This window comes from Lichenibacterium dinghuense (genome assembly GCF_021730615.1).
Lineage (GTDB): Bacteria > Pseudomonadota > Alphaproteobacteria > Rhizobiales > Beijerinckiaceae > Lichenihabitans > Lichenihabitans dinghuensis.
On record NZ_JAJLMN010000001.1, the window covers coordinates 3,385,736 to 3,410,322 of the forward strand.

Below are 24,587 nucleotides of genomic sequence, written 5' to 3' on the forward strand. Positions count from 1 at the left end.
TTCCACGACGCCTTCAGCCGCTCGTTCGAGCGCCAACAATGACTGACCACATGACCGCCGAAGACCAGGCCGACCTGCACTTCGTGCCTTACCCGCCGATCGAGCGCCTGGCCGTCATCGGCGACCGCCGGACCGCCGCCATGGTGGCGGCCGACGGCCCGGTCTGTTGGGCCTGCCTGCCGCGCTTCGACGCCACGCCGGTGTTCGGTGCCATCCTAGATTTGAAAAAAGGCGGCTACTGGCGCCTCGGTCCCGAGGACCGCGACTTCGGCGAGCAGGGCTACGTGGACGGCACCGCCGTGCTGACCACGCGCTGGACCACCCCCGAAGCCGTGCTCGAACTAATTGAATGCATGCTGTGGCCCGAGGACGAACGCGAGCCCGGCCTCGCCGCCCGGCGCGTGATCGTTCGCCGCCTGCGGTGCGTGTCCGGCGAACGGCGCGTCGTCCACCGCATCGAGCCGTGGGAAGACTTCCGCACGACCGCCGCGATCTTGGAGGAGGGTGGCGCGCTACGCGTCTCGATGCGGGGCTTCGACCTCGGGCTATGGTCGTCGCACAACCCCGAGGTCGGCCCTGACGGGACGGAAGCACACCTCGTGACCGCCCTGGGGTCCGGCGAGGAGATCTGGACGGTGCTCGACAGTGCCGAAGAGGCGCGACACTGGAGCATCGACACGGCCCGGGTCGCGCTCGACGCGACCGTCGCTTGGTGGAAGGCCTGGTCGGGCAAGCTCAGGTGCGGAGGCTCGCGGGCCGACGAGGTCCGGCGCGCCGCCATGGTGGTGCACCTGTGCACCTACGCGCCGACCGGAGCGCTCGTGGCGGCCCCGACGACGTCGCTGCCCGAGCGCGTGCCCGGCACCTACAACTACGACTACCGCTACTGCTGGATCCGCGACGGGTCGCTCACGGTCAGCCTGCTGGCGCAACTCGGCGACACCCGGCCCGTGTCGCGGTTCCTCGACTTCGTGGCGGCTCGCCTCCGGCCCGATACGGACGACAAGTCGAAGATGCCGCTCCAGGTGCTGTACCGCATCGACGGGGGCGCCAAGACGCCGAAAGACGAGCGGTCCGACATCTCGGGCTACCGCGACTGCCAGCCGGTGCAGATGGGCAACGCCGTCTACCAAATGCACGAGATCGACGGCTTCGGCTTCCTCGCCGACTGCATCCACCGCTTCGTCGAGGCCGGAGGCACGTTGGAGGACCGGCACTGGGAGGTGATGCGGCGCCTGGCCGACTTCATCGCCGAGAACTGGGCCGAGAAGGATGCGGGCACCTGGGAGCTGATGCCCTCGCAGGACTTCACCGCCACAAAGGTGATGAACTGGGTGGCGCTCGACCGGGCGATCGCGGTGGCGGAACGGACCGGCCGCCAAGCCCCGGCGCGGTGGGCCCAGTCGCGCGAACGCGTCCGCGAGGACGTGCTGGAGCACGGCTGGAGCGAGAAGGCCGGCGCCTTCCGCCAGCGCTACGACAGCGACGCCCTCGACGGCACCGCCCTGCTGATCCCGCTGATGGGCTTCCTGCCGCCCGGCGACCCGAAGGTGCGGGCCACGGTGGAGCGCATCGACAAGGTGCTCAGGCTCAACGGCCTCGTGCACCGCTTTGTCCCGGAGAAGACGCCGGGCCGGCCCGACCAGCCGATGGGCGATCGCGAGGGCGCGTTCCTGATGTGCACCATGTGGCTCGCCGAGGCGTGGCAGATGTTGGGCGAGCCCGAGAAGGCGAAGCGGGCGCTGGAGCGCGCCGAGGCCTGCCGCGGCACGAACCGCCTGTTCTCCGAAGCCGGCGACGCACGAAACTCGCCGGGTCTGCTCGGCAACATGCCCCTGCTCTTCACCGAGGCGGCCTACGCGCGGGCCGCCCTGGCCGTCGGGTGAAGATCCTGCCGTTCTCGCCTTCCCCGTGGGAATGAGGGGGGACGGCCAAGAAGGGACATCTTTGAACGTCGTCGTCGGTGGGGTCGGCTCCGAGAAGATCTGAACGTTCGCGTGACAGGTCCGGCGGGGTGTGTCGGTGAAGCGTCCTGCAGCGAATGAGCGAGACAGGGCACGAGGATAATCCGTAGCCCGATCGTCCGCTTCAGAGCACGGCGATATGCACGCGAAGCGGCAAAGTTGGGTCGACTCCGGCCGCACAGCGAAGGCGGGTGGAGAGCAGTCCTACCGGTTTCTACGAAGCCGCAGGCGAGAGCTGACGTTCAGGCAGAGGCCACCTCAGTGGGCCTCGATCGGCCCCGCGGCTTTCTGCGGCTTCTTAAGCAGAGGGATCGCGGCGAGGCTGATGATGAGCCCGACCGCGATGATCCAGAACGCGTCGCTGTAGGCCATCACGTAGGCTTCGCGCCGCGCCTGCGACGCGATTATCCCGAGCGCTTGCGCCTTTGCCGCGACGGGGTCGACCACGTGGGCCTGCATGGCGCGAGTCATCTCGGCGAGCCGCGACTGGGTGAGCACGGCATTCTGCGTCATCGCTTCCGCCAGAACCGAGAAGTGCATGTGCTCGCGCCGGTCGATCATCGTCGACAGCATGGCGATGCCGATGGAGCCGCCGAGATTGCGCATCATGTTGGACAAGGCGGATGCGTCGGCGGTGTCGCGCGGCGCCAGGCCGGCCGTCGACATCTGCGACAGCGGCACGGTGAACAGCGGCTGGCCGGCGGCGCGCAACAGCTGGGGCAGGATCAGCTGGTCCATGCCGACGTCGTGGGTCAGGCCGACGTTGATGAAGCAACTCAGGGCGAAGAGAAGCGTGCCGGCAACCACCAGGAATCGTGGATCGAAGCGCTTCATCAGCAGCGGCATGGCGGGGAAGAGCACGAGCTGCGGCAGCCCGCTCCACATCACTACGTAGCCGATCTGCTCGGCGTTGTAGCCCTGGATCTGCGCGCAATAGACCGGGATGACGTAGATCGAGCCGAACGACACGGCGCCCAGCACCGTCATCAGCAGGCACCCGCCGCCGACGGAGCGGTTCTTGAGCACGCGCAAGTTGATGAAGGGCCGCTCCGCCGTCAGCTCGCGGAGGATGAAGCCGCCGATGCCGAGCACGGCGAGGAGCGCTCCCTCGACGATGATCGGTGAGCCGAACCAGTCCTTGCGCTGCCCTTCCTCGAGCACGAAGGTCAGGGCCGGCAGGCCGGTCGCCATCAGGCCGATGCCGAGCCAGTCGCCCTTGGCGAGGTCGCCGAGCTTCAGCGGCGCGGGGTCGAGCGCGTAGAGCTGCAGCGCCAGGGCGAGCGGGCCGGGCACGAGGTTCAGATAGAAGATGTAATGCCACGACAGATTGTCGGTCAGCCAGCCGCCCACCGTCGGGCCGATGGCGGGCGCGAAGGTGGCGGTGAGGCCGAAGAAGGCGATGCCGACCGCCTGCTGAGATTTCGGCAGGCGCGTGCGCACGATGGTGATGGCCGTGGGGATGAGCACGCCGCCGGTGAAGCCCTGGCCGGCGCGGAACAGGATCATCTCGGGCAGGCTCGTCGACAGCGCGCAGGCGACCGAGAAGCCGATGAACAGGCCCGTGTTGACGGCCAAGTAGCGCCGCAGCCCGAAGATGGAGCCGAGCCAACCCGTGAGTGGGATGACGATGATCTCCGCCATCAGATAGGCGGTCGAGATCCAGCTCCCCTCGTCCGAGGAGGCGCCGAGCGCGCCCTCGATGTCGCTGAGCGAGGAATTGGTGATCTGGATGTCCAGGATGGCCGTGAAGGCGCCGAGGATCGCCGCTGCGACGGCGAGCCACTGGCGCAGCGAGGCGCGTTCAGGGTCGGCGCTCATGGCTTCGCCTCAGCGGCCGTCGAGGAGGCCGACGCGCGTGCGGCCGGCGGGCGCGTCACCCCGCGTCTCCACCGTGGCCTCGACCGACAGGCCGGGCCGCAGGCGGTCGAGCATCGGGTCGTCGGTGGCGAGGCGGATCCTCACCGGCACGCGCTGCACCACCTTGGTGAAGTTGCCGGTGGCGTTCTCGGGCGGCAGCAGCGCGAACTGCGCCCCCGTGCCGGGCGAGAAGCTGTCCACGGTGCCGCGAAACGCGTGGTCGCCGAAGGCGTCCACGGTGAACTCCACCGGCTGGCCCACCGCCATGTCGCCGAGCTGCGTTTCCTTGAAGTTGGCGACGAGGTAGATGTCGCGGCCCATCGGTACGACGGTCAGCAACCCCATGCCCGCCTGCACCATCTGGCCGACTCGCACCGAACGGTCGCCCACGACGCCGTCGACGGGCGCCCTCACGGTCGTGTAGCCGAGGTTCAGCTCGGCCCCGTCGAGCTTGGCCTGCGCCGACGCGATGCCGGCGACCGCGCTGGCGGCCAGCGCCTCGTAGGTGTGGACCTGCTTCTGGGCGGAGTCGAGCGCCGCCCGATCCTTGTCGAGCGTCGCCCGGTGCTGCCGCAGGTCGGCGTCGGTCTGCTGGGCGCGTTGCGACGTCCCGGCGCCGGAGGTGAGGAGGTCGGCGTAGCGCTTGGCTTCCTGGGTCGCGAAGGCGAGGCCGGCTTCGGCGTTGACGACGTCGGCCTGGGCGGAGGCCACGGTGGCAGCCTGCTGCACCACGGCGGCTTTGTAGCCGGCGAGCTGCGCGCGGGCCTTCTCCACCTCGGCCCTGGCGCCCTCGACCTGGATGCGGGCGTCGCGGTCGTCGATCGTCGCGATCACGTTTCCGGCATGGACGGGCTGATTGTCGCCCACCGCCACCGCGGTGACGAAGCCAGAGATGCGGGGCGACACCGTCACCTTGTCGGCCTGCAGGAAGGCGTTGTCGGTCGTCTCCTGAAAGCGGCCCACCGTCCACCAGTGCCAACCCGCGTGCCCGCCGTAAGCGGCACCGGCGAGCAGCACCGCGGCGAGGAGAAGCTTCTTCATACCACCCTTTCTCGGCGGCGGGGTCGCCGGCACGGCCGGCGCAGGCAAGGCCGCCGTGGATGCGCCCGGCTGCGGAGCTGCGGCCTGCTGGGGCGAGGTCGGGGTCGCGATCGGCCTGTCGATCGGTGCCGGCACGGGATCGGGTGACGCGCTGCGGGCCAGCGCGTCGCTCCGCTCTGCCTTCGCGTCGTGCTCGGCGTCATCGCGTTCGACGTCGCGCTCGGCCAAGCCGAAGGCTTGGCGGTCGGGAGAGAGGCCGTCCATCTGTCATCCACCCGATTGAACAAAACGGTTCTGTTCTGTTATGATCGCGGGCAGCGATGAACGCAAGGTGTAAGACCGCTACATGACGCTCGACCTCGCCGACCTTCCCGCAGCCGCCGAAGCCTTCGCCGCCAAAAAGCCACGGCGCGGAACGGGCGGCCGCCCGTCGCAGGACGAGGCGCTGCGCCGTGATGCGCGGCTGATCGAGATCGCTGCCGCCATGTTCATGGAGCGCGGCTTCGACGTCACGACGATCGACGCGGTCGCGGAGGCCGCCAGCGTCGGCAAGGCGACGCTCTATGCGCGCTACCACGACAAGGGAGCGTTGTTCGCCGCCGTGGTCCAGCGGCAGATCGACCGCTGGGTGTCGGTCAGCGCGCAAGAAGCCCCGCGCCCGGGTGACCGAGTCGCCGACGTCCTATTGGCGATGGGACGGCGCATGGTAGCGGCGATCCTGATCCCCGAAGCCATCGCGATCAACCGCATCGTGACCGCCCAGGCGATCCGCTTCCCCGAGTTGGCCCAGATGGTTCATCGCGAAGCGTGGCAGCGGTCCAACGCCTCGATCGCGGCCGTGCTCGACCATTTCGCTCAGGAGGGCCAGATCGACGTCGAGGACAGCGAGATGGCCGCCGACCTGTTCCTCAGCCTCGTGGTCGGCCGCCTGTCACGCCTGGCCATGCTGGGCATCGCGGTCGACCCCGAACAGGTCGACCGCCGCGTCGAGGCCGCAGTGGCGCTGTTCCTATACGGAACCGTCTCGCAGCGCTGATCGCCTCCCGGTAGCTGCGTGATCCAACCCGGTGAGACGGAGTTCGTCCCAAGGCAGAACCGGTTGCTCGCAAACGGTCACTTCGACGACACCGCCTCGCCTGACCGTAGCCTAGCCGCCTGGTCGGCTTCGTGCACGTCAGCCGCGTCGCCCTTCGCAGACCGGGCCTGGTGAAGGGCGAGCCCGATGGTCAGGCCTCGATCGAGCGATCCCTTCGACCTCTGCTTGCCGATCGGTGGTGCCCCGGGCTCTCGTCGTGGAGGCGCTTGAACGCCATGCTGAAGGCACTCTCGGAAGCGTAGCCCACCTTGACGGCGATGTCGGCCAGCTTCTGCTCACCGGTCCTCAAGGCGGCGCTGGCCAACGCCATGCGCCAGCGGATCATGTAGTTCAGCGGCGACGTGCCCACCTTGGCGGTAAAGCGACCGTTGAAGGCCGTGCGCGACATGCCGGCCGCGCTCGCCATGTCGGCCACGGACCAACGGCGCGCGGGGTCGCCGTGGAGCAGTCCCAGCACGGGCCCGATCCGCGGGTCCGCCAAGGCGCCGAGCCATCCCGGCATGGCGTCCTCCGACGCGAGATGCGCGCGCAGGATCTGCACGAGGACCAGCGTGCCCAGGGCACCGTTCACGACGCGCGCCCCGGGCCGGGCCGCCCCCGTCTCGAAACCCACGAGGTCGAGGGTGGCCCGGAGCGGGGCGGCGGCGGGGGACGCGGCGGGAATGTGGACGACGGGCGGGAGGAGGCCGAGCAACATGCCGCTCACGTCATCGGCGAAGGTGAACCGCCCTCCCGTCACCACGGTCGCGTCGCCCTCGGAACCGAGGCGGACGACGCCGTCCGGCCCCAGGCCGTCCCGGAAGACCGCGCCCCCGTCGACCGGCGGCAGATCACGCACGCTCGCCGACCTGTAGGGATGGCCGCTGGTGAGAAGGTACACGTCCCCGGCCTGGAGTCGAACGGGCGTGACGGCGGTGTCGTCCGCCCAGAGCCACATTGCGCCCTGCAGGACGCCGCCGAACTTGAGGTGGCGGTAGCCAGGGAAGTGCATCGACCAGGCGCCTCGCCCCTCGAACCGCGCCGACAGCACGCCATCCACGGACGAGAGTGACAGGACATCGGACAGGGGATCCATGAGCACCTCCGGCCGATCGCGCATGAAAGACGATCGTTCCATCATGGCTTCGCCTGTCGTGGTCTGCAATCTTCCGATCCCGCGAGAAGAGGAGCACCATCATGCAGTATGCCCAACTCGGTCGGACGGGCGTGTTCGTGTCGCGGATCTGCCTCGGCGCCATGACGTTCGGCGGGGCCGAGAACCCCGTCACCTCGGCCATCGGCCGCCTGTCGCAGGACGAGACGGACTCCATCGTGGGTCAGGCGCTGGACGCCGGTGTCAACTTCATCGACACGGCGGACGTCTACGGTGGGGGCGCCTCCGAGACGCGGCTCGGCGACGCCCTGAAGGGCCGCAGGCAGGATGTCGTGCTGGCCACGAAGCTCAGCGCGAGGACAGGACCGGGGCCGAACCACGTAGGCCAGTCGCGGCTGCACATCATGGACGCCCTCGAAGCCAGCCTGCGCCGCCTCAAGACCGACCACGTCGACCTGTACCAGATCCACAACCATGACCCGTTGACGCCGCCCGACGAGGTCCTGCGGGCCCTGGACGATGCCGTACGCCAGGGCAAGGTGCGCTACATCGGCTGCTCGAACCTCGCCGCCTGGCAACTCGTCAAGGCGCTCGGGCTGTCTGACCGCGGGGGCCTGTCGCGCTTCGTGTCGATCCAGAGCTTCTACTCGCTGGCGTGCCGCGACGTCGAGGCCGAGTTGATCCCGGCGGTGCGGGAAGAAGGGGTCGGGCTGCTCTGCTGGAGCCCGTTGGCGGGCGGGCTGCTGTCCGGCAAGTTCGATCGGCACGGCGCCTCGGACGAGACGTCCCGCCGTGCCCAGATCCAGTTCCCGCCGGTGGACGAAGCCAGGACCTTCGACATCATCGACGTCCTGCGCGGCGTCGCGGACCGCTGCGGCGTCAGCGCCGCCCAGATCGCCCTGGCGTGGCTGCTGACCAGGCCGGGGGTCACCAGCGTCATCTGCGGCGTGAAGCGCCCCGCCCAGCTCTCTGACAACTTGGCGGCGCTGGACGTGTCGCTCGCCGCCGACGATCTGGTGGCACTGGATGAGGTCAGCCGTCCTGCGCCGCGCTATCCGGGTTGGATCCAGACCTACAGGGCAGACGGACGCGTGCCGCAGGGACATTCTGTCCCGGGACCCTCCTGGACGCTCGGCGAACGGCCGCTCTGACAACACCGCACCGCACGCCGACGAGTTCGAACGTCCGCTGTCGACTTGCCCGACAGCAGGGCCCAGCGCCCAGGTTGGGTCGACACTGGCCGCCTGCGTGCGCCCGTGCGCCTCTGAACCGTAGGCTTCGAGCGAGCGCCGGTGTTCGACGACCCGATGTCAGGGTTGAAGTGACTACGCGCCCGCGACCAGCGTGTCGATTCGCAGGGGGAGATCGCGCAACCGCTGGCCCGTGGCGTGGTAAACAGCGTTGGCGACCGCCGCGGACGTCCCCACGATGCCGATCTCGCCGATGCCCTTGATGCCGAGCGGGTTCACGTCCCGGTCCTCCTCCGGCACCATGATCACCTCCACGTCGACGACGTCGGCGTTCACCGGGATGAGGTAGTCAGCCAAGTTGGTGTTGACGTAGCGTGCCGCGCCGGCGTCGATCTCGGTCTCCTCGTGCAGCGCCGAGCCGATGCCCCAGATCATGCCCCCCATGTACTGGCTGTGGGCCGTGCGGGTATTCATGATGCGGCCCGACGCGAAGGCGCCGACGATACGGGGCACCCGGATCTCGCGGGTGCGGGCATGGACCCGCACCTCCACGAATTGCGCCCCGAAGGCGAACTGGATGCGGTCGGCGAGCTTGGCTCCACCGGTCGGCTGCGCCTTGCCCTGATATAGCAGGCCCATCGCCCCCTTGGGCGCACCGTGCGGCACCCATTCGGCATATTCCTGCACCGAACCCATGCCGCGCTCCTTCAGGGCGGCAACGAGGTCCCCCGCCGGAGCGGTGCCGTCGGACAGCCTCGCCCGGATGGCGTCGCAGGCCTGGGCGATGACCGAGCACACGCTCGCGGTCGAGATCGAGCCGCCCGCCACGGGGGCGGGCGGCAGGTCCGTGTCGCCGAGCAGCACCGACACGCGTCCGACCGGCAGGCCGAGCCGCTCCGCCGCCGTCTGCGCCGCCACCGTGTAGAGGCCGTTGCCGATCTCGTGGCCGGCGGTCTCGACGCGGGCCGTGCCGTCCGGGAACAGGCTGACGCGGGCGGAGGCGGCCGCCATCTGGGTCGGGTAGGCCGAGGTGGCGCAGCCCCAGCCGATCAGCCAGTCGCCGTCTCGCATGGAACCGGGCCGCGGGTCGCGCTTCGTCCAGCCAAAGGCTTCCGCCGCCCTATCGAAACAGGGCATCAGGGCGCGACTGGTGTAGGGCAGTCCCTTGATGGGCTCCCTCATCGTGTCGTTGACGCGCCGCAGCTCGATCGGGTCCATGGCGAGCGCGACGGCAAGCTCGTCCATGGCGCTTTCGAGCGCGAAGAAATAGGGCGTCTCGGCCGGCGCCCGCATGAAGCCGGGCGTCGACCGGTCCGCCCGCACGATGGTGACGTTGCTGGCGATATTGGGGCAGGCGTACATGCGCGTCGAGGCGTCGGTCCCCGCCACCGCGTAGGGGTCCGGCCGTGATGTCACCTCGAAGCCGTCGTGGCTGAGGGCCTGGAGCCGGCCGTCGCGGGTCGCGCCAAGCCTCACCCTGTGCTTCGTCTCGGCCCGGTAGGTGGCGACCGTGAAGCCCTGCTCGCGCGTCGGCACGAGCTTCACGGGGCGGCCCAGCTTGCGGGCGGCGATCGCCACCAGCGCGGTGCGCTGCGTCAGGCCCCCCTTGGAGCCGAAGGCGCCCCCGACGAAGGGGCTGACGACGCGGATCTGGCTCGGCTCGATGCCGAGTTGGGCCGCGAGGCCGTTCTTGATGCCGTAGATGTTCTGGCTCGGCTCGTGGACGGTGAGGTGCGCGCCGGTCCAGGCGCACTGGGTGGCGAAGAGCTCGATCGGGTTGTGGTGCTGCGCCGGGGTCGAGTAGCTCACGTCGACCGTGACGGGGGACGACGCGTAGCCGCCGGCGAAGTCGCCGACCTTCGGGTCGTCGTGCCTTTTGTTCTGCGTCGCCAATTCCTGGTCGACCGCGCCCGGTGACGCGAACGTCGCCGAGGGACGGTCGACCTCGTAGTCGACCACGATGCGGTGCGCGGCGTCGCGCGCGACCTCGTAGCTGTTGGCGAGCACGACCGCGATCGTCTGCCCCCCGTAGGCGATCTCGGGCGAGCCGAGGGGCAGCACGCTGTTCGACGCCGGGCCGCCCTCGGTGAAGAACTTCACGGGGCGGATCGCGTCGCCGATGTTCTCGTGCGTGAGGATGTCGAGCACGCCGGGCAACGCGCGGGCTTGCTTGAGGTCGAACGACCTGATGCGCCCCTTGGCGATGGCGCTGGTCACCAGGAACGCGTGGGCGACGTCCGGCAGGGCGACGTCGGACGCATAGAGCGCGCCGCCCATCACCTTGGCGCGGGCGTCGTAGCGCGGCACGGGCTCGCCCATGCCGTCCTTCGGGGCGGGCGCTTCGACGAGGGTCGAGAAGGCGGCGTCGGCCATGGTCAACCCTCCAGCGCGGCGGCTTGCAGCAGGGCGCGCGCGACAGTCTCCTGACCCAACGCGACCTTGTAGGCATTGTGCTCGCGCGGCTTCGCTCCCGCGAAGGCGATCCGGGCCGCGTCGGCGGCGGTGGCCTCGGTGACGGGCTTGCCGGCCAGCGCGGCTTCGGCCTCCCGCGCACGCCACGGCGTGGTGGCGACGCCGCCGAGCGCGATCCGCGCCTGCCGAACGACGCCCCCATCGAGGTCGAGCGCGACGGCCGCCGAGGCGAGCGCGAACGCGTAGGACTGCCGGTCGCGGACCTTCAGGTAGAGCGAGCGCCGCGTCCACGGGCCCGCCGGGACCGACAGGCTGGTGATGAGGTCGCCCGGCGCCAGCGTGGTCTCGACGTGGGGCGTCGATCCGGGCGGCCGGTGCAGCTCCGCGAAGGGGATGGTGCGGGGCCCCGCGGCCCCGGCGACGTCGACCGTGGCGTCGAGCGCCATTAGGGCCTGGGCGAAGTCGCCCGGGTAGGTGGCGATGCAGGCTTCGCTGGCCCCCAGCACCGCGTGCTGCCGGTTGACCCCGTCGAGCGCCGCGCACCCCGATCCGGGGTTACGCTTGTTGCAGGCCGACCAGGACGTGTCGCGGAAGTAGTTGCAGCGCGTCCGCTGCAGGACGTTGCCGCCGAGGGTCGCCATGTTGCGCAGCTGCGCGCTGGCGGCGAGCGTCAGGCTCTGGGCCAGGACGGGGTAGCGCGCGACGATCTCGGGGTGGTCGGCCGCGGCCGACATCTTGACCAGCGCGCCGAGCCTCAGCCCGCCGTCGGTGACCGCGATCGTCCCGTGCCGCGCGTCGAGGGCTGTGATGTCGGTGACGCGCGCGGGCTGCATCACGTCGAGCTTCATCAGGTCGAGCAGGGTGGTTCCGCCCGCGAGGTACTCGGCCGGCACGCGGCCCTGCACGGGCGCGGCGTTCGCGGAGGAAGCGAGGGCGCGGGCCGCGAGGTCGGCGGAGGTGGCCCGGTCGTAGACGAAGGGGCGCATCGGTTCAGCCCTCCATCTGCAGCTTCGCCTGGCGCACGGCCGCGACGATGTTGGGGTAGGCGGCGCAGCGGCACAGGTTGCCGCTCATGTATTCGCGGATGGCGTCGTCGTCGCCCGCGTGGCCCTCCTTCACGCAGCCGATCGCCGACATGATCTGGCCCGGCGTGCAGTAGCCGCACTGGAAGGCGTCGTGGTCGACGAAGGCCTGCTGCATGGGGTGGAGCGGGCCGTCGGCGCGCGCGAGGCCCTCGACTGTGGTGATCTCCCGGCCCTGCGCGGCGACCGCGAGCGTCAGGCACGCCAGGGTGCGCCGGCCGTCCACGTGCACCGTGCAGGCGCCGCACTGGCCGTGGTCGCACCCCTTCTTGGATCCGGTGAGCCCGACGTGGTCGCGCAGAGCGTCGAGCAACGTCGTGCGCACGTCGAGGCCCAGGCGGTACGGCTCCCCGTTGATCGAAAGCTTCACGTCGACCGGAGCCTGCGGGTCGAGGGGTGGGACAGTCTGCGCTGCGGCCTGTCCTGCCGCCGCTCCCATGAGTGGAAGGGCCGCGGTCGAAGCCGTAGCCCCGAGGAACCGCCTGCGGCTGACCGATGCTGGGCGCTCGTCGTCGCTGTGGTTCGTCATGGCGGCCTCCGCCGGATGCTTTAGACAGACTGGAGCGGACCGGAGCCCGCGGCGGGCCGGCGCATGTCGCTGCCCGATACTCCTAGCCTATCCCTCTTTGGAGCGTTTCCAAGGCGAACTGACCCGAGCCGGTCGCGTGTCGGTGGGGTGCCCGTCCGCTGCGTCCGCTTCGAAGCATGCCAATCAGAGCAGGCTATGCCCGGCTTGGGTCGTTTCTTGACGATGGAGCATAGATCAATTAGCGGGTCGACGCCCACACGCAAAGTCACCTACTCAAGTGCTCGCCCGATCTTCTCCGCTTGGCGCATGCCCATCCGCCGAGGCGCAAAACAGGGAACAGGCTCGGCGCCAAGGTCCACCGGCGCCCTGCATCAGGCCCGTACAGGCGCCGTGCCGCGCCGGTGTCCATCGCGCGACGCATCGTCGTGGTCCTGGTGACCCTGGTGGCCGTGATCCATCGGGTGCTGCCGGTTCACCCAGAACAGGTACAGGGCGAGCGCGCCGAAGGCGAGGTCGAGCCAGAATGCGTAGTTCAGGCTGAAGGTCGTCAGTTGTGCCCGCACGTCCGAGTCGTGCGACGGCACGAGGCCGAGCGCCGTGAAGGCGAGGTCCATGACGGCGGCCGAGAGCGCCATCGTGGCGAAGAACAGCCCCGCCATGAAGGCCGCCATGCGCCAGCCAAAGTAGCGGCGGTACACGTCCAGCAGCGGCAGCACGATGAGGTCGGCGTAGAGGAAGGACAGCACGCCGCCGAAGCTCGCCCCGCCGGCCCACAGCACGGCCGCCAGCGGCACGTTGCCGATCGAGCACACGAAGGTGAGGCAGGCCACCACGGGGCCGATCAGCGCGTCGAACGGCACCTTGATCCAGGGCGAGGCGTCCTGGAGGAACATGGCCTTCCACCACGCGTCCGGCACGAAGGCCGCGAGGAAGCCGCCGACGGCGAAGCCGATCAGCAGATCCTTCCACAGCATCGACCATTCCATGGCAAAGTTCTGGGCGATGCGGACCCGCGCCTCCGGCTTGCGCAGCCGCTCCCACCACGTGTCGCCCTCGACCGTCATGCACATGTGGTGGTGGCCCGACCCGGCCTCCTCGTGGCGCCGCGCCTCCTCGATCAGCGCTTCCGGGTAGACCAGCTTGAGCAACAGGCTCATCACGATGACGAGCACGACGCCGCCGACCCACTCGCCGGCCGTGAACTGCCAGCCCATCAGCACGTAGAGCACGATGCCCAGCTCCAGCACGAGGTTGGTCGAGGCGAACATGAAGGCGAGCGAGGTGGACAGCGCTGCGCCCTTCTTGAACAGGGTCCGCATGATCGCGGCGGAGGCGTAGGAGCAGCTCGACGAGGCGGCGCCGAGCGCGGTCGCGGCCGCGATGTCCTGCGTGCCGCCCCCGCCCAGCGCTTCCCGCATCTTCGCGGCCGGCACCACCGTCTGCAGCACGGCCGACACGGCGAAGCCGAGCACGAGCGTCCAGCCGGTCTGCCACATCATGCCGAGGCTCATCAGCAGGGCGTGGCCGATCTGATGCGAAATATTCATCGGGTGTCTCCGACGCGTTCCTGTGTTGGTTCCCTCGGAACCACCTTGCCACATGGCACTGTTCCCGACGGTCAAGCGGTCCCGTCGGCCCCGGACGATGCCCGCGAGGCGGCCTCCGACTGGAACTCGATGAACACGCGCCGCACGGCGGCGTGCTTCGCCTTGAGCTGCTGTTCCAGTCGCGTCGCGAGCCGCTCGACCTCGCCGCCGCGGCAGGCGTCGTCGATGTCGAGGCTGAGGTTGACCAGGATGTCGGACGGGCCGAGGTGCTGGGTGAGCACCGCGTTGACGTGGCGCACCGCCGCCTCGCCGCGCGCGATGTCGCGGATCGAGGCGACGATCTCCGGGTCGGTCGCTTCGCCGATCAGCAGGCCGTGCGTTTCCCACATCAGCAGCCCCGCCATGCCGAGCAGCACGAGGCCGATGCCGACCGAGGCCGCCCCGTCGAGCGCCGGCACGTCGAGGAGCGCCGACAGGCTCACGCCGAGGATGGCGAGCAGCAGGCCCGCCACCGCGGCCGAGTCCTCGGCCACGACGACGAACAGGCTCGGGTCTTTGGAACGCTGGATGGCCGACAACGGCGAGGCCGCGCTGTTCGGAAGCGAGGTCCAGGCCTTGAAGAGCGAATAGCCCTCGGCGCAGACCGCGAAGACCAGGATGGCCAGGTTCACGGCGATGCCGGGCAGGTGCAGCCCGAGAATCGACACCTCGCCGATGGCCTCCGGGCGGCGGATCTTCTCGTAGCCCTCGTAGAGCGAGTAGGCGCCGCCGGCGAGAAAGATCATCAGCGCGACGACGAAGGAGAAGAAATACACCTCCCGGCCGTAGCCGAACGGATGCGCCGCGTCGGCGGGCTTCTCGCCCCGCTTCAGGCCGAGCAGCAGCAATCCTTGATTCGCGGTGTCGACGACCGAGTGCACGCCCTCTGACAGCATGGCCGAGCTGCCCGTCAGCCCGGCGCCGACGAACTTGGCGGCCGCGATCGCGAGGTTGCTCGCCGCCGCCGTGAGGATCGCGCCCGTGTTCTCAGCCGCCATTCCGTCCCCCGCCCTCGACCTCGCCGCCGCCGTAGAGCCCCGTCCGTCGCTCGATCACTGAGTCGAGCTCCGCGCAGGCGAGGACGACGTAGAACCCGAACCACAGCCACAGCAGGAAGGCCACGACGGTGCTCAGCGGGCCGTAGGTCGCGCTGAGCCCCATGAACCGGGCCGTGAACCACGAGAACAGTGCCGTGCCGACCGCGAGCAGCCCCGCCGCCAGTGTCGAGCCCACCGTGACGAGGGGCCAATGCTCGCGCTCGCGGTTCGGCGCGTAGCGGTAGAGCACCGACAGCGACGGCGCGAAGCCGACGAACAGGGCGGGCCAGCGCAGCCAATGCACCGCCGCGGCCGCGAAGGCGCCGAAGCCCATCCGCGACAGGACGACGGGCGAGGCCAGGAGTGCGGCGAGCGCGAGGACGAGCAGCGCCAGCGTGCCCAGGGTGAACAGCAGCGTGACGAGGGTGCGGCGCAGGAAGCCCCGGCTTTCCTCCTTGTCGTAGACGATGTTGAGCGCGGCGAAGAGCGCCTTGGTGCCGCTGTTGGTGGTCCACAGTGTCGCCGCGACGCCGAGCGTCGGCGCGAAACCGCCGAGCCAGGGCGCTTCGGCCTTGGCGTCGGCAGGGTTGGAGCGCAGGGCGGAGTCCACCGCATTCGCGACGATGGAGCGGCTCGCGTCGGGCACGAGATCCGACAGCGTGCCGACCAGCGCCCTGGCCTCCTGTGGCCCCACGGTGCGGCTCGCCACCCAGACCAGGAGGGCGATGGCGGGGAACAGCGCCAGCGCGACCCGGAAGGCCACGCCCGAGGCCACGATGGAGGCGCGGTCCGCGCCGATCTCGGCCCAGGTGCGGCGGAGGATGACGGCCCAGGTCGCGCCGTCGATCCGCTTCATCGCGCAGCCGATCCCGCGGCGGCCCGCGCGGCGCGGTCGGCCTCGTCCACGCGCTCCCGGTCGTCCTCGCCCTCGGGCACCGCAGCGGGCGCCGTGACGAACGGGTCGCGGCAAAGGCGGACGACGTAGGGGTAGTGGTCCGAGCCGATCGGCGCGAGCCGGTCGAGCGACAGCGCCGTGAAGCCCGGCTTGTAGTCGATCTGGTCGAACGGCCACTTGGCCCACCAGGACTTCGCATCGAAACTATACACGTAGCCGTGGCCCTGGCGCGGCGACACGCGGCCGGCGATGCGGCGCGTCCTCTGCACCGCGTCCTCCCAGGGCGTGGCGTTGAGGTCGCCAGCCATGACGGCCGGGCCCTCGTGCCCGCGCAGGATCTGCGCCGCCGCGTACAGTTCGGCGTCGCGCGGCAGGGCCGACTGGCCGACCAGCGGCGGGCGCGGGTGAATGCCGAGAAAGGTCGCGTCCTCGCCGTCGCGCAGCTTCACCGTGGTGACGATCGACGGCGTGTCGCGGCCCGCGAGGAAGCGCACGTCGGTGTCCGACAGCGGCAAGCGCGAGAACAGCCGCATGCCGTAGTAGGAGCCGGTGACCTTCGTCGCGCCGTAGGGCATGTCGGCGCTGAGCGGCTGCAGCGTCCTATCCCACCAGTCGTCCACTTCCATGGCGAGGAACAGGTCGGGCCTCTCGGCCCGCACTTCGTCGAGCAGGGTCTGCGACTGCCGGTTCGTGAGCAGCACGTTGGAGATCATCACCGCGAGGCGGCGGTCCGCAGGGCAAGCGTCCGATGCGGTCGCCAGATGCGCGGAGGGGCGGTAGGGCCAGAGCACGAGGGCATCGGCTCCGAGCGCCACGACGGCCGCCGCCGCCAGCGCCAGCACGGCGCGAGGACGGTGGCGGGAGAAGCACGGCAGGAGCAGCAGCAGCGCCAGCGTGACGATGCCGAACTGGAGGTGCGGGAAGTCGAGCAGGCGCACCAGCCACCACCGTGTATCGACGAAGGGCAGCAGCGACGCGGTGAGAACGGTGGCGATCGCGAGGCTCAAGAGCCAGAACAGGACGGTCGCGGCGATGCGGAGCACGGACATCTCGATGGGGTTCGGAGGGAGCCGACTGTCGCTCGACCCCGCCGGGGAAGCCGCCCGCCGCATCGGCGGCGGACGCGCGATGGAGTCATCGACGGCGTGCCACGCCGTCGCTGCACGCCCCGGGCGGAATGTGGCCCGGCCTCAACGGCAGCGCGACGGCTGGTTCTGGCAGTAGCGGTTGGGCGAGTTACGCCGGGCGTGGCGGAAGCGGCGGGCCGACGGGCTGTGATAACCACGGTAGTGCCTGTGGAGGTAGGCCGCCGGTTCGACGCTCGAAACCTCCACGCCCGCCGCCGTCATCGGCGCGACCGGCATGGCTTCGGCGGCGCCGAGCGACGCGCCCAGCAGGAGGAGGGCGGCGCCGACGAGCGACGCGGATCTGATCGGGGAAGTCATGCGGGTCGGTCCTGTGCCGGGAAGGATGACGAAGCGGCCGTCCGGCGCAGGGCGCTCCCGCCGGGCCAAGGTAGGCCAAGCGCGTCGATGTCGGGATCGATATGGCGCGCCCCGATCCGACGATCAGTCGGGCGTCGCCGAACGGCCTGTCGGGGAAAACCTGACACGCGCGACCTCCCGGCGGAGCGGGGCCGCGGGATCTCCTGTCGGGCACAGTCGCGCAAATTCGCGGGAGCAGCATCTGAGGAACCCGCGCTCCGCCCGCACCGTTCGCCGCGGATCCATCGTCAACCGCGGAAGCCCGAACCATGCCCATGTCGTCATCCGCCGCATGCCGGCACGCGGCCCTCGTCGTGTCGGGCCTGGCGGCGCTGTGCCGGCCCGCCGCGGCGGCCGACACAGACTTCGTCAAGGCCGCGCAGGCCCACGGCGGCTTCGGGACTTTCCTGTCGCTCGTGTCTCGCGCGGGGCTCGCCGACACGCTCGGCGCAGCGCCCGTCACCGTCTTCATGCCGACCGACGGCGCCTTCTCGCGCCTGCCCGCCGCGCAGCGCACGTCCATTGACGCCCTGTCGCCCGAAGGCCTGAAGGATCTCGTGGGCCGGTTCGTGTTCCCCGGCACCGCGATGACGTCGAACGACGTCGACAAGACCATCACGTCCGAGAACGGCACGGTTTTCGACGTGACCTGGTACGTGGGCCGCCTGTCGCTGCGCGACCATCGCGCCCCGGCCACGGGTCGGCTCGCCTACGTGGTCCAGGGCGACATCCCCGCCGGGCCGGGCGTGATCGACGCCGTGGATGCCGTGCTGATGCCGGCCGCGCCCGCAGTGGCCGTGCCATACGCCTCAGCGGTTCCCGGCACCCTGGCCCCGACGCTCGTTCCCGCTCCGGCCAGCGCGATGCCCGCGCCCGGCGCGACAGCTTCCGCGGTGCCGGGCACGCCGGCCCCGACACCCGTTCCCGCCGCGGCCCCTGCGACGCCCGCGTCCGGCGCGACGGCTTCCGCGATCCCGGGCACACCGGTGCCGACCCCCGTGCCGCCGCCGGCGGCGATGGCAGAGCCGCAGGCGCCGAAGCCCGGGGCTGGATCGCAGGTCGCCGCATCGGCGCCGAGCCCAGCGATGCCCGGGGCCGTGGCGCCCGTCGTGGCCGCGCCCGCCGCGCCGGAGGTCAGCATCGCCGCGGCCGGGCTGCGCGGCTGGCCGTTGAAGGTAAACGGCAACGGCTCCACGGGCAAAGTCAACGGCGTCATGATCGGGCTGCCCGACGGCCGGGTCACCGGGCTGTCGGCGCATTTCGGCGGATTTTTGGGCTTCGGCGGCCGGAACGTCTTCGTGTCCTGGAGCCGGGTCACGCCAGACGCCAAGGCCCACGTGCTCCGGGCGCACATGACCGCGGCCGAGTTCGCCGCGGCGCCCGCCGTGCCGCCGAAGCCCTGAAGCGCCCCCGCGGACGCGCGAAGGCCGCCGACCCGACAGGGCGGCGGCCGAATTCCGAGGTCCCCGCCGGGCCGGCCGGCGGGGGATGGCGGATCAGGACTTCTTGTAGTTGAACGCCGGGGCGTTCTTCAGGTTGTCCTTGTCGGTGTCGACGACGCCGTGCAGGCCGTTCTTGTCGCTCAGCACCATGGAAGCCGGGTCGATCAGCACGTAATGCTCACCCATGCCGAGGAAGCCGCCGACGCTGAGCACGACGCCCGTGATCGTCTTGCCGTTGTCGATGACGAGGTCGGCGACATTGCCGATCTTGTCGCCCTTGTTGTTGTACACGTCCTGGCCGACGAGCTTGGACGACATGATGTCGGCGGGCGCCACCGTGACGTAATGGATCGTGGCGGTGGCATGGTCGGCCATCATCATGCCGCCGTTGGCATCTGCCGCGAAGGCGGAGCCGGCCGCGAGCGACGACAACGCGGCGGCGAGGATGAGGTTCTTCATGATATTCTCCGTGAACAGCGGGCCGATCTTCGATGTCGGCCGCAGAAGATCGCCGGCGAATGCAGTGTTCGCCGGCTGGATCCGCCTTTAAACTGCCTGCGTCCTCCGACTGTTCCGCCGATTTCCGGCGCACGCTGTCAGGATTACCCTGACGCGGTCGCGCCGGCATCCGGTCGCCCCTCGGCCTCGTCGTGCCGCCGGGCTCGGATCGCCGCGACGAGGTCGCGCGCGCCCGGCCCCGCGCCGTCGCCGGCGGGCCAACCCTCGCGCTGGCGGGCGCGGTCGCCGTCCGTCGTCTCGGTCTGGTCGTGGAACAGCACCTGCGTGGTGGGATAGGGCAGGTCGACGCCGGCGCCCTGCAGCGCCTCCTTCAGCGCCTGCAGCACGCGGTCCTGGCTGCCCATGAGGTCGGCGCGGCGGGCCGAGGCGATCCACCAGTGGGCGCGCAGGTTGACGCTGGAGCCGGCGAGGTCGACCAGCAGCACCTCGGGCGCCGGCTCGGAGAGCACGCCGTCGATGCCGCCCATGGCGCCGAGCATGACCCTCCGCGCGCGGGCGATGTCGTCGCCGTAGCCGATGCCGACGTCGTACTGCAGCCGGCGCTTCTCGTAGGCCGTGTCGACCGTGACGGACTGCGAGAACAGCGTCGAGTTGGGGATGACCACGCGCCGGCCGTCGAAAGTGCGGATGAAGGTGGCGCGCGTCTCGATCTCTTCCACGGTGCCGTCGAAGCCCGTGACCGAGATCTGGTCACCGATGCGGAAAGGCTCGGTGAGCAGGATGAGGATGCCGGCCAGGAAGTTCTGCAGGATGTCGCGGAACGCGAAGCCGATGGCGACGCCGCTGATGCCGAGCAGCTGCACGAGCTGCGCGGGCTGAAAAGACGGCACCGCGATGACGAGGGCGACGAGCAGGCCCACCAGCATGAGGCCACCCTGGGCGAGCCGCCCCAGCACGCGCCCGAGATTGCGGTGCCGGCGTCGCCGCTCCGTCAAGTAGATGATGGCGCGGTTGGCGTAGCGACCGGCGAAATGGAAGGCCGCGTAGACGATCAGCGCCACGACGAGGTAGGGCAGGAAGGCGACGAAGCTGGCCGCCATGGCCTGGAGCGACGCGAGGGCTTGGGACAGGTCGAATTGCATCGTGGCTCTTTGGTCGTGCAGGCCCGCCGGGGGCGGGCGTCGCGGGGTGGGATCTTACCCCCGGGTGCCGCGATCGAAGATCTTGCCGCAGGCGGGGCTGAGCCGGGCGCGCTGGGCCTTCATGCAGGCTTCGACCTTGGCCTCGTTCGGCAAAGCGTCGGGGCACAGGCGCTGGGCGTCGCCGTAGCAGGCGTGCTCGGCCTCGGCGCGCAGGCGGTCGCGCTCGGACCTGATCCGCGCTGAAGCGACGCCCGGCAGCGCGAGGACGAGGAGGGTGCAGACGGCGGTCCGCTTGAGGGTGTCGGTCATCATGGGGAAGGGGCTTCATAGGCCCGCCGGAGGGCTCCGCGGATCTGACAGCGTAGCAGGGCCGCGCCGGGCGCGACCGTCAGGACGAACCTGACACGACGTTGTCAGCGGTGCCGCGGCACGACGTGCAGGTCTCGGTGGACCAGGTGAAGCGTGCGCTCGGTCGTGCCCCGCAGCGTCGCGCGGATGCGGCCGCCGACCGCCGCGCGCTTGAAGGCCGCCGAAGCTCCGCCGTAGCCGGGGTCGAAGCGGCCGTGACGCACGAGCCCGTGCGGCGCGAAGTTGGCCCGGCCTGTCCCGGAGACATGCGCCTCGTGCCACCCGAAGCGGGGCGACAGCAGCGCGGCGGCCGGCGCCTCGGCGCAGGGATGAGCGGGGGTCAGGCGCAGAGCGCGCTCCGTCACGAGGGCAGGATGGCCGTGGTGCGAATTCTCGCCTTCTGCCTGCCTGCTGTCGGTCGGGTGCAGGTCAAAGTGGAACGGCACGCCGCTGAATCGGAACATCGTCCGCTCCGGCACCGTCAGCGGCCCGTCGGCGAAGGGGTCCACGCCGATTCCGAGGCTGCCCGGCCGCTCGGCACAGACCCGCAGCACGGCGCGCTCGGTCGCCGCATCGGCCGGGGCGGCGGGCAGCGTCGCGGCGAGCAGGGTCAGAAGCGGGATGGCGTGGCGCATGGTGGCTCCCGTGCTCAGGCGTCGCCGCCGGCCGCCCGGCCCTCGCCGCCGTCCCCGCACTTTTCGGGCATCTCGTCCTTCCCGCCGGTGCCGCCGCGCCAGCGGTCGGCCACGACGAAAAAGGTGGGCGTCATGAAAAGGCTCAGCACGGTGGCGACCAACATACCCCCGACGATGGTGGTGCCGATCGAGATGCGGGAATTTGCGCCGGCCCCCGTGGCGATGGCCAGCGGCAGCGTGCCCAGGATGAAGGCCAGCGACGTCATGATGATGGGGCGCATGCGGAGCTTGGCGGCGGCCTTCGCGGCCTCGAGCCGGTCGGCTCCGTCCAGCAGGCGGTCGCGCGCGAAGGCGACGATGAGGATCGAGTTCTTGGCCGCCAACCCCACCAGCATCAGCAGCCCGATCTGCCCGTAGACGTCGAGCGACAGGCCGCGCAACGCGAGGAAGCCCAGCGCGCCGAGGCCCGCGAGCGGCACGGTGAGTACGATCACGGCCGGCAGCATCCAGCTCTCGTATTGCGCCGCCAGGGTCAGGAACACCAGCACGACGCCGAGCGCGAAGATGATCGGCGTGTAGCCGCCGGTTTTCTGCTGCTGGTAGGCCACGTCCGACCACTCGATGGCGTAGTCGGCCGGCAGCTCGCGGTCGGCCAGGGCCTGGATGGCCGCGAGGGCCGCGCCGGACGAGTTCGACGGCGACACGGCGGTCTCGACCGCCGGGTAGACGTTGTAGTGCGATACCTGAGTCGGGCCCGTGGTGAAGCGGGGGTGGATGAGCGAGCCCACCCGCACGGGCTCGCCGCGGTCGTTCGGCACGGTCAGCGCGGCGAGGTCGGCCTCGGTGCGACGGTCCGGCCCGTCGGCCTGCAGGTAGACCTGGTAGGTGCGGCCGAAGCGGTTGAACAGGTTGGCGTAGGTGGAGCCCACCAGCAGGCTCAGGTTGGAGAACAGGCTGTCGACCGACACGCCGAGCTGCTCGGCCTTGACCCGGTCGATGCCGAGCTTGAGCTGCGGCACCCCGCCCTGGGTGGTGGGTTCCGCCGTGTCCACCTCCGGCAGGGCGCGGACCTTCTGCAGGAAGCTGTCGGCGGTCTTGAGCAGCGCGTCCGTGTCGCCGCCGGCGCGGTCCTCGATCTCCAGCGTCAGGCCGCCGTGGGTGCCGAGGCCGGGCAGCGAGGGCGGGTTGACCAGGCGCACGCGGGCGTCGGTGTAGCGGTCGAACTCGGGCTGCAGCCTCGCCATGATGGCGGCCGCCGTCTCTTTGCGGTCGTCCCAGGGCTTCAGCGTCGGCACCACGAAGCCGTAATAGGGAGCGGTGACGTCGGACACGTTGTTGTCGCCCGACACCGTCACGGCGTTGAGCACGGCCAGCTCCCCGAGGAGCCGCTTCTCGACACGGTCCACCACCGCCTGGGTCCGCACCACGGAGGCGCCCGGCGGCAGGTCCACCACGGCGTAGAAGTAGCCCTCATCCTCCTCGGGCACGAAGTCGCTCGGCCGCGTCTCGAACAGCGCCACGGTGGCCACCATCAGCGCCGCGAAGGCGAGGCCCATCACCCAGGCGTGGCGCCCGAACCAGCCCACCGCGCGCCCGAGTGCCCGACCCCCGCGCGCGAGTCCGGCGTCGATCCAGTCGAGTGGTTTGCGCAGCGCCCGCACCCATCGGGCGCGATGCTCCTTCGCATCCTCGTCGGGCACACGCAGCAGGATGGCGCAGAGCGCCGGCGTCAGGGTCAGCGACACCAGGGCCGAGAAGCCGACCGAGAAGGCGATGGTGAGGGCGAACTGCTCGTAGAGCTGGCCCGTGATGCCCGGGATGAAGGCCACGGGCACGAACAGCGCCAACAACACGATCGTGGTGGCCACGATGGGGCCCGTCACCTCCGCCATGGCGGCGCGGGCCGCCTCGGCCGGCGCCTTGCCCTCCTCAAGCTGGCGCTCGACGTTCTCCACCACCACGATGGCGTCGTCGACCACGAGGCCCACTGCCAGCACGAGGCCGAGCAGGCTCAGCGTGTTGAGCGAAAAGCCGAAGGCTTCGAGCGGCGCGAAGGTGCCGAGCAGCGACACCGGGATGGCGATCGTCGGGATCAGCGTCGCCCGCCAGCTCTGCAAGAACAGGTAGGTGACGATCACCACCAGCGCGATGGCGATGGCAAGCGTGATCAGCACCTCGTGCAGCGCGGCCGACACGAAGGTTGTCCGGTCCGACGCGATGTCGTAGGACACCCCCACAGGGAAGCGCTTGGCGAGCTTCTCCATCGTGGCGCGCACGCCGTCCATCACCTCGACAGCGTTGGCGCCCGGCGTCTGATAGATCAGGATGGCGGCGGCGGGCCCGCCCGAGAAGCCCGAGCGCACGCCGTAGACCTCGGAGCCGAGTTCGACGTGCCCGATGTCGCGGATGCGCACCACGGCACCGTCAGGCTGCGCCCGCACGACGATGTCGCCGAACTCCTCCGTGGTCTTCAGCCGCCCCTCGGCGGTAAGCTGCACCGTGAAGGCGGGGGCGGCGCCGTCGGCCATCGGCTGCTTGCCGAGCGAGCCCGCCGCGAGGTCGGCGTTCTGCGCCTGCACAACCTTCAGCACCGCCTGCGGGTCGATCCGCAGCGCTTCCAGCTTGGCAGGGTCGAGCCAGATCCGCATGGCGAAGCGCTTCGAGCTCAGGTCGCGCACGCGGCCGACGCCCACCCCGCGCCGCAGCTCCGGGATGATCTGGGTTTCGGCGTAGTTGCTCAGGAATAGCTCGTCGTAGTCGCTGCTCGTGGAGCCGTGCAGGGCCACGATGGCGAGGAGCTGCCGACTCGACCGCCGGATCTCGACGCCCTGGCGCTGCACGCTCTGGGGCAGGTCGGGCGTCGCGCGGTTGACGCGGGTCAGCACGTCGGCCGTGGCGGCGTCGAGGTTGTAGCCGACCTTGAAGGTGGCGTTGATCGACACCTGGCCGTCGTTGGTGCTGCTGGACTGCAGGTAGATCATCCCCGGCGAGCCGTTGATGCGGTTCTCCAGCGGGGTCGCCACGGTGCGCGCCACCGTCTCGGCGTTGCCACCCGTGTAGGTGGCCGAGACGGAGATGTTGGGCGGTGCGATTTCCGGGAACCGCGCGGTCGGCAGCACGAAGTAGGACAGGGCGCCGATGAGGGCGATGACGATCGAGATGACGGCCGCGAACACCGGACGTCCGATGAAGAAGGATCCCAACCGACAACCTTTCCCGCCCGCGCCCGTCGCAGACCGGTCTGGAACGCCGAACCAACAGCTTCGTTTCAATGGCTCGGCCATGCGCGATCACC

General features: G+C 70.4%; 20 protein-coding genes. 4 read left to right on the plus strand and 16 right to left on the minus strand.

Annotated elements, in window-relative coordinates; all coding sequences use genetic code 11:
• Positions 1 to 50: 50 nt before the first annotated feature.
• Complete coding sequence (locus tag L7N97_RS16165) at positions 51 to 1,886, plus strand: glycoside hydrolase family 15 protein (RefSeq protein ID WP_237479332.1); 1,836 nt, start codon at positions 51 to 53, stop codon at positions 1,884 to 1,886.
• A gap of 336 nt (positions 1,887 to 2,222) precedes the next feature.
• Here the strand turns inward: L7N97_RS16165 and L7N97_RS16170 are convergent, their stop codons facing one another.
• Together L7N97_RS16170 and L7N97_RS16175 are read right to left on the minus strand one after the other, a co-directional pair.
• The gene (locus tag L7N97_RS16170) at positions 2,223 to 3,782 is read right to left on the minus strand and encodes an MDR family MFS transporter (RefSeq protein WP_237479333.1); all 1,560 of its coding nucleotides are present in this window, start codon (positions 3,780 to 3,782) and stop codon (positions 2,223 to 2,225) included.
• A 9-nt stretch (positions 3,783 to 3,791) separates the two neighbouring features.
• A complete protein-coding gene (locus L7N97_RS16175) occupies positions 3,792 to 5,126 on the minus strand; it encodes an HlyD family secretion protein (RefSeq protein WP_237479334.1) in 1,335 nt (444 codons plus the stop codon).
• An 82-nt stretch (positions 5,127 to 5,208) separates the two neighbouring features.
• Between L7N97_RS16175 and L7N97_RS16180 the strand changes: the two genes are divergently transcribed.
• Positions 5,209 to 5,898, plus strand: coding sequence for a TetR/AcrR family transcriptional regulator (locus tag L7N97_RS16180; protein WP_237479335.1), 690 nt, complete (start codon positions 5,209 to 5,211; stop codon positions 5,896 to 5,898).
• 190 nt (positions 5,899 to 6,088) lie between these two features.
• Here L7N97_RS16180 and L7N97_RS16185 read toward each other — a convergent pair whose 3' ends face one another.
• Complete coding sequence (locus L7N97_RS16185) at positions 6,089 to 7,033, minus strand: AraC family transcriptional regulator (protein WP_237479336.1); 945 nt, start codon at positions 7,031 to 7,033, stop codon at positions 6,089 to 6,091.
• Between the two features lie 101 nt (positions 7,034 to 7,134).
• Here L7N97_RS16185 and L7N97_RS16190 point away from each other — a divergent pair, with 101 nt between their 5' ends.
• The gene (locus L7N97_RS16190; protein ID WP_237479337.1) at positions 7,135 to 8,202 is read left to right on the plus strand and encodes an aldo/keto reductase; all 1,068 of its coding nucleotides are present in this window, start codon (positions 7,135 to 7,137) and stop codon (positions 8,200 to 8,202) included.
• A gap of 174 nt (positions 8,203 to 8,376) precedes the next feature.
• On the opposite strand, the gene L7N97_RS16195 is transcribed toward L7N97_RS16190, so the two are convergent.
• From L7N97_RS16195 to L7N97_RS16230, 8 genes are all read right to left on the minus strand, one after another.
• Entirely contained in the window at positions 8,377 to 10,614 is a 2,238-nt protein-coding gene (locus L7N97_RS16195; protein ID WP_237479338.1) for a xanthine dehydrogenase family protein molybdopterin-binding subunit, read from the minus strand.
• A 2-nt stretch (positions 10,615 to 10,616) separates the two neighbouring features.
• Positions 10,617 to 11,639, minus strand: coding sequence for an FAD binding domain-containing protein (locus L7N97_RS16200; protein WP_237479339.1), 1,023 nt, complete (start codon positions 11,637 to 11,639; stop codon positions 10,617 to 10,619).
• A gap of 4 nt (positions 11,640 to 11,643) precedes the next feature.
• A complete protein-coding gene (locus tag L7N97_RS16205; protein ID WP_237479340.1) occupies positions 11,644 to 12,264 on the minus strand; it encodes a (2Fe-2S)-binding protein in 621 nt (206 codons plus the stop codon).
• Between the two features lie 371 nt (positions 12,265 to 12,635).
• A complete protein-coding gene (locus L7N97_RS16210) occupies positions 12,636 to 13,811 on the minus strand; it encodes a permease (protein WP_237479341.1) in 1,176 nt (391 codons plus the stop codon).
• Positions 13,812 to 13,882: 71 nt separating this feature from the next.
• Positions 13,883 to 14,848, minus strand: coding sequence for a cation diffusion facilitator family transporter (locus L7N97_RS16215; protein WP_237479342.1), 966 nt, complete (start codon positions 14,846 to 14,848; stop codon positions 13,883 to 13,885).
• A complete protein-coding gene (locus tag L7N97_RS16220; RefSeq protein ID WP_237479343.1) occupies positions 14,838 to 15,743 on the minus strand; it encodes a YihY/virulence factor BrkB family protein in 906 nt (301 codons plus the stop codon). The genes L7N97_RS16215 and L7N97_RS16220 overlap by 11 nt, the downstream gene beginning before the upstream one ends.
• Positions 15,740 to 16,825 (minus strand): endonuclease/exonuclease/phosphatase family protein, encoded by a 1,086-nt coding sequence (locus tag L7N97_RS16225; protein ID WP_237479344.1) that lies wholly within the window; start codon positions 16,823 to 16,825, stop codon positions 15,740 to 15,742. The genes L7N97_RS16220 and L7N97_RS16225 overlap by 4 nt, the downstream gene beginning before the upstream one ends.
• Before the next feature lie 147 nt (positions 16,826 to 16,972).
• Entirely contained in the window at positions 16,973 to 17,227 is a 255-nt protein-coding gene (locus tag L7N97_RS16230) for a hypothetical protein (RefSeq protein ID WP_237479345.1), read from the minus strand.
• A 314-nt stretch (positions 17,228 to 17,541) separates the two neighbouring features.
• Here L7N97_RS16230 and L7N97_RS16235 point away from each other — a divergent pair, with 314 nt between their 5' ends.
• Positions 17,542 to 18,669, plus strand: a complete 1,128-nt coding sequence (locus L7N97_RS16235; protein ID WP_237479346.1) for a fasciclin domain-containing protein — start codon at positions 17,542 to 17,544, stop codon at positions 18,667 to 18,669.
• 93 nt (positions 18,670 to 18,762) lie between these two features.
• Here L7N97_RS16235 and L7N97_RS16240 read toward each other — a convergent pair whose 3' ends face one another.
• The 5 genes from L7N97_RS16240 to L7N97_RS16260 form a co-directional block, all read right to left on the minus strand.
• Positions 18,763 to 19,167 carry a PRC-barrel domain-containing protein gene (locus tag L7N97_RS16240; RefSeq protein ID WP_237479347.1) on the minus strand — a complete coding sequence of 135 codons (405 nt, stop codon included), beginning with the start codon at positions 19,165 to 19,167 and terminating at the stop codon, positions 18,763 to 18,765.
• Between the two features lie 143 nt (positions 19,168 to 19,310).
• Positions 19,311 to 20,309 carry a mechanosensitive ion channel family protein gene (locus tag L7N97_RS16245; protein ID WP_237479348.1) on the minus strand — a complete coding sequence of 333 codons (999 nt, stop codon included), beginning with the start codon at positions 20,307 to 20,309 and terminating at the stop codon, positions 19,311 to 19,313.
• 54 nt (positions 20,310 to 20,363) lie between these two features.
• Positions 20,364 to 20,621: a hypothetical protein gene (locus L7N97_RS16250; protein ID WP_237479349.1), complete on the minus strand. Its 258-nt coding sequence runs from the start codon at positions 20,619 to 20,621 to the stop codon at positions 20,364 to 20,366.
• Between the two features lie 101 nt (positions 20,622 to 20,722).
• Entirely contained in the window at positions 20,723 to 21,292 is a 570-nt protein-coding gene (locus tag L7N97_RS16255; RefSeq protein ID WP_237479350.1) for a hypothetical protein, read from the minus strand.
• Between the two features lie 14 nt (positions 21,293 to 21,306).
• Positions 21,307 to 24,468: an efflux RND transporter permease subunit gene (locus tag L7N97_RS16260; RefSeq protein ID WP_237479351.1), complete on the minus strand. Its 3,162-nt coding sequence runs from the start codon at positions 24,466 to 24,468 to the stop codon at positions 21,307 to 21,309.
• Positions 24,469 to 24,587 lie beyond the last annotated feature (119 nt).

Excerpts from the sequence above, each read along its gene's own strand:
- L7N97_RS16165 (WP_237479332.1), top strand. The coding sequence starts at position 51 with ATGACCGCCGAAGACCAGGCCGACCTGCACTTCGTGCCTTACCCGCCG.
- L7N97_RS16170 (WP_237479333.1), bottom strand. The coding sequence starts at position 3,782 with ATGAGCGCCGACCCTGAACGCGCCTCGCTGCGCCAGTGGCTCGCCGTC.
- L7N97_RS16175 (WP_237479334.1), bottom strand. The coding sequence starts at position 5,126 with ATGGACGGCCTCTCTCCCGACCGCCAAGCCTTCGGCTTGGCCGAGCGC.
- L7N97_RS16180 (WP_237479335.1), top strand. The coding sequence starts at position 5,209 with ATGACGCTCGACCTCGCCGACCTTCCCGCAGCCGCCGAAGCCTTCGCC.
- L7N97_RS16185 (WP_237479336.1), bottom strand. The coding sequence starts at position 7,033 with ATGGATCCCCTGTCCGATGTCCTGTCACTCTCGTCCGTGGATGGCGTG.
- L7N97_RS16190 (WP_237479337.1), top strand. The coding sequence starts at position 7,135 with ATGCAGTATGCCCAACTCGGTCGGACGGGCGTGTTCGTGTCGCGGATC.
- L7N97_RS16195 (WP_237479338.1), bottom strand. The coding sequence starts at position 10,614 with ATGGCCGACGCCGCCTTCTCGACCCTCGTCGAAGCGCCCGCCCCGAAG.
- L7N97_RS16200 (WP_237479339.1), bottom strand. The coding sequence starts at position 11,639 with ATGCGCCCCTTCGTCTACGACCGGGCCACCTCCGCCGACCTCGCGGCC.
- L7N97_RS16205 (WP_237479340.1), bottom strand. The coding sequence starts at position 12,264 with ATGACGAACCACAGCGACGACGAGCGCCCAGCATCGGTCAGCCGCAGG.
- L7N97_RS16210 (WP_237479341.1), bottom strand. The coding sequence starts at position 13,811 with ATGAATATTTCGCATCAGATCGGCCACGCCCTGCTGATGAGCCTCGGC.
- L7N97_RS16215 (WP_237479342.1), bottom strand. The coding sequence starts at position 14,848 with ATGGCGGCTGAGAACACGGGCGCGATCCTCACGGCGGCGGCGAGCAAC.
- L7N97_RS16220 (WP_237479343.1), bottom strand. The coding sequence starts at position 15,743 with ATGAAGCGGATCGACGGCGCGACCTGGGCCGTCATCCTCCGCCGCACC.
- L7N97_RS16230 (WP_237479345.1), bottom strand. The coding sequence starts at position 17,227 with ATGACTTCCCCGATCAGATCCGCGTCGCTCGTCGGCGCCGCCCTCCTC.
- L7N97_RS16235 (WP_237479346.1), top strand. The coding sequence starts at position 17,542 with ATGTCGTCATCCGCCGCATGCCGGCACGCGGCCCTCGTCGTGTCGGGC.
- L7N97_RS16240 (WP_237479347.1), bottom strand. The coding sequence starts at position 19,167 with ATGAAGAACCTCATCCTCGCCGCCGCGTTGTCGTCGCTCGCGGCCGGC.
- L7N97_RS16245 (WP_237479348.1), bottom strand. The coding sequence starts at position 20,309 with ATGCAATTCGACCTGTCCCAAGCCCTCGCGTCGCTCCAGGCCATGGCG.
- L7N97_RS16250 (WP_237479349.1), bottom strand. The coding sequence starts at position 20,621 with ATGATGACCGACACCCTCAAGCGGACCGCCGTCTGCACCCTCCTCGTC.
- L7N97_RS16255 (WP_237479350.1), bottom strand. The coding sequence starts at position 21,292 with ATGCGCCACGCCATCCCGCTTCTGACCCTGCTCGCCGCGACGCTGCCC.